This is a genomic window from Rhizobacter sp. P3_B12 (assembly GCF_056402895.1).
Window position 1 is genome coordinate 1 of the sequence record NZ_JBFUGN010000284.1, and the last position, 3555, is coordinate 3555.

Sequence of the window (3555 nt, forward strand, 5' to 3'; positions counted from 1 at the left end):
GCAGGGGCCGGCGCGCCATTGCAATTGGTCGTCGCCGTCCACGGCTGGCCGCTGCCGRCCGGGCCGTTGTTGGACGACGGGTTCTGGCCCTGSGTCCACCAGTTGGCCTTGTAGTTGGTGCCGTTCACGCTGACCAGCGCACCGCCGCTGTACGCGGTGGCGGCGAGCCACACCGGGCTGCAACCGGCCGGTGCCGGGGCCGGGCTGGGGGACGGCGCGGGAGACGGTGCGGGCGCCGGAGCCGGCGAAGGCGCCGGGGACGGTGCGGGCGCGGGCGGCGGCGTACCGCTGCTCACGCCGAGGTCGGCCCACAGGCTCGCCGTGGTCGGGTTCCAGCCGGTGCTGGCGTAGTCGGTCTGGCTGACCAGCGCGCGGTAGTCGTGCCCGTTGTACGACACGATGGTGCCGGCGGCGTAGAAGGTGTCGGCCTTCCAGGCGGGGTAGGCGGCATAGGCCGACGCGGCGGCGACGGACGTCGCAAGCGCCGCCAGCAGGCGCAGCTTGTACGGTGCGTTGAACATGGTGGGATCTCCCTCGGCAAGTCGATGAACCCCACCTGCACGGCGGGACGGCGATGCCCGATTGGCGCATGGAACCAATACGCTACCAGGCAATACCATCGTAATACCAGTAACGAGCGGTGTGAAGCGCGGAGATCCCGGTGCGGCGCGCCCTTCAGAACGGCCAGGTGGCTGCAAGAAAGGCGATCCGCCGCGTCGGCAGCCGGGCGATGGCAGCGGTCGGCGGCCCGCCGAACCAACGCAGGCCGGCGTCGACACGCCAGCGGTCGCCCTGCCAGCCGAGCGCCGCGGTGGTGATGCGGCCGCGGTCGGCCGGCACCAGCAGCAAGTCGACCACAGGTTGCCAGCCTTCATGCTCCCAAGCTGCACGCAGATACACATTTCTGCGGGGTTGAGGGGCCGCGGCGAGACCGTCGGACCACGCCTCGGCCATCAGGCTGAGCTTGCTCTCGCCGGTCCAGGTGACGCCGGCCAGGGCCTGCGTGACGGCGGGTGCGGGCGCTGCCTGTTGCGCACGCCGCAGCGAGGCATGCAGCTCGAGGCTGTCGCTCGCGACCCACGACGTGGCCGCGCCCAGGCTGCCGCGCGAATGCGCGCCGACGCGTGCGAAGCCGTGCCAGTCGGCCGACCCGACACGCCGGTAGACACGCGCGGCGAACGCCTCTTCATCACCGCCCGAGCCCGCATCGCTGCGCGGGTTGACCCAGACCAGCGTCCACGCGGTGTCGGCATCGAAGTGCTCGGCCTGCACCAGGCCGCGGCCCTGCGGCGTGGTCGCGAGCAGCGTGCGGCGCTGCTCCTGCTGCACCACGTCGTTCGGCCGGAAGCCGTAGCCGACATCCCACGCGACGATCTTGCGGCCACCGCTCCACTGCCAGCCCAGCGCGTCGCCCGACGCATGCAGCTCGTTGACGGCGGCGTCGCCGTGCCACGCGCCGCCGTCGGGCCGCCGCTGCGTGAAGACGACGTTGCCGCTGAGCGCCTTCCAGTGGCCGCGCAGTTCGGTCTCGAGCGTGTCGGTGCTGGGCGGTGCCGCGCCTTGCACCTGCTCCCGATGGGCACGCACCTGTCCGCCGAATTCGTCGTCGGCCACCGCGCTGCCCGCGAGCGCCGACAGCGCCGCGATCCACACGAAGCGGCGCATTTCAGTCGAGCGTCGGGTTGCGCGCGAGGAACATCGGATTCAGCCAGGCCTCGGGCACGTCGCGCGGCGCGCGCGAGAGGTAGCGCACCCGCGTCTCCTTGTGGTTGCTCAGCTGGTCGCGCAGCACCATCTCGGTCACCCGTGTCGGCGCGGCCGGCGTGTCGAGCACGAAGCCCGCCTGCTTCGCGAGCTTGTCCGACTGCACGTACAGCTCGGCCTTCAGCGGCTCGTGCAGCCTCGTGCCCAGCCACAGCTCGATGCGCTGGTAGGTGACGCCCTTGCGGTTGGCCGCCAGGCTCAGGTGCAGGCAGGCCGCCTCGCCGCAGCGCTCCTCGCCGATGACGCGGCCGCCATAGTCGTCGGCCCAGCTGAGCGTCGCGATGTCGCCGGTCGACGCATCGCCCAGCAGCTTCTGCATCGGCGTGATGCGCAGCGGGCGCTGGCTGCCGGGCATCAGCAGCCAGAAGTCGTCGCCCAGCATCAACACCTTCTGGCCCTTCTCGGCCGGGCTGCGCATCAGCACCAGCGAGCGGTGGCCGGCCTGCGCGAAGACGGTGTAGCGCCGCTCCTTGTCGGGCGAGCCGTCGGTGTTGAAGACGCTGATCAGCGTGTCGACCTGCAGGTTGTCGCTGCCCATGCGGAACCGGTCGGCGGCCTTCAGCAGCGGCGCGATGTCCTGGGCCAGCGCCCGGGCAGACACGGCCAGCAGGCCGAGCCCGATCGCGAGGAAGTGTTTCATCGTGGATCCCTTCAGGTGTGGGCCAGCGCATCCACCACCGGCGTGTGGACGGTCCTGCGGGCGACCAGCGCGGCCGCGGCCATCGCGAGCAGCAGCATCGCGAGCACGGTGGCGGCGAACATCAGCGGATCGACCTCGATCGTCAGCGGGTAGCCGCTGGAGCGGCCGGGCGGCGGCGGCATCTGCACCGGCACCAGGTACAGCCCCAGCGAGATCGCACCGGCCAGCGCGGCGCCGAGCAGCGCGCCGGCGCCGCCGAGCAGCATGCCCTCCAGCGCCAGCGTGCGCAGCAGCTGCGACGGCAGCGTGCCGAGCGCGCGCAGCGTGCCGATCTCGCGCGTGCGCTCGAGGATGGCCATCGCCATCGCGTTCGCGACGACGAACACCACGATCACGCCGATGATCAGCCCGAGCGCGCCGAAGATGCGGTTGTAGAGGTCGCGCACCGAGCGGTAGAAGAAGGCCTGGTCGAGCCAGGTCTGCACCGTGAGCGACGGGAACAGGGCCGCCATGCGCTCGCGCGCCGGCCCGGTCGATTCCATGCGGTCGAGGAACACGCCGAGCGTCGACACCCGCGTGGTGTTCAGCAGCTTCTGCGCGGTCGCGAGGTCGGTGTAGACGAGGCGCTTGTCGATCTCCGGCACGCCGGTCGAGAACACGCCCTTCACGCGCACGTCCAGCGCGTTCAGCGCGCCATCGGTGGTGCTCGCGAGCAGTGTCAGGCCGCTGCCGGGCCGGGCCTTCAGGCTGCGCGCGAGGCCGTCGCCGAGCATCACCTCGGCGCGGTCGGCGCCGGCCAGCACCTCGCCGGCCGTCACCGTGAGGAACGGGCCCTTCACCGAGAACTCGCCGTCGGGGTCGACGCCGTGGGCCATCATCACGGTCGACTTGTCGCCGTTGCTGACCAGGCCGCTGAACTCCACGCGCGGCAGCACCTGCCGCACTGCGCGGTCGGCGAGCAGCCGGGCGCGCAACGCGGTGGCATCGTCGAGGCCGTGCTGCAGCGGCGTGTCCTCGTCGCTCGTGAACTGCGCCGGCCGGCCGATCACCAGGTGCCCGCTGCTGCGCGCCGCGGCCTGCGCCAGCGCGTGGTACGTCGACAGCGCGAAGCCGCCGGCCAGCAGGATGGCCGCGGTGCCGAGCGCCGCGAK

General features: G+C 72.0%; 4 protein-coding genes. All 4 read right to left on the bottom strand.

Features of this window, described 5'->3' with window-relative positions:
* On the bottom strand, positions 1–521 hold a 521-nt coding region (locus AC1D01_RS16080; protein WP_477867920.1), incomplete at its 3' end, for a carbohydrate-binding protein.
* A gap of 154 nt (positions 522–675) precedes the next feature.
* Positions 676–1665: a hypothetical protein gene (locus AC1D01_RS16085; protein ID WP_477867922.1), complete on the bottom strand. Its 990-nt coding sequence runs from the start codon at positions 1663–1665 to the stop codon at positions 676–678.
* Between the two features lies 1 nt (position 1666).
* Positions 1667–2404, bottom strand: a complete 738-nt coding sequence (locus AC1D01_RS16090; protein WP_477867924.1) for an outer membrane lipoprotein-sorting protein — start codon at positions 2402–2404, stop codon at positions 1667–1669.
* Between the two features lie 11 nt (positions 2405–2415).
* On the bottom strand, positions 2416–3555 hold a 1140-nt coding region (locus tag AC1D01_RS16095), incomplete at its 5' end, for an ABC transporter permease (protein ID WP_477867926.1).

Bases quoted from the DNA above. Each gene is read 5' to 3' on its own strand.
- AC1D01_RS16085 (WP_477867922.1), bottom strand. From the start codon at position 1,665: ATGCGCCGCTTCGTGTGGATCGCGGCGCTGTCGGCGCTCGCGGGCAGC.
- AC1D01_RS16090 (WP_477867924.1), bottom strand. From the start codon at position 2,404: ATGAAACACTTCCTCGCGATCGGGCTCGGCCTGCTGGCCGTGTCTGCC.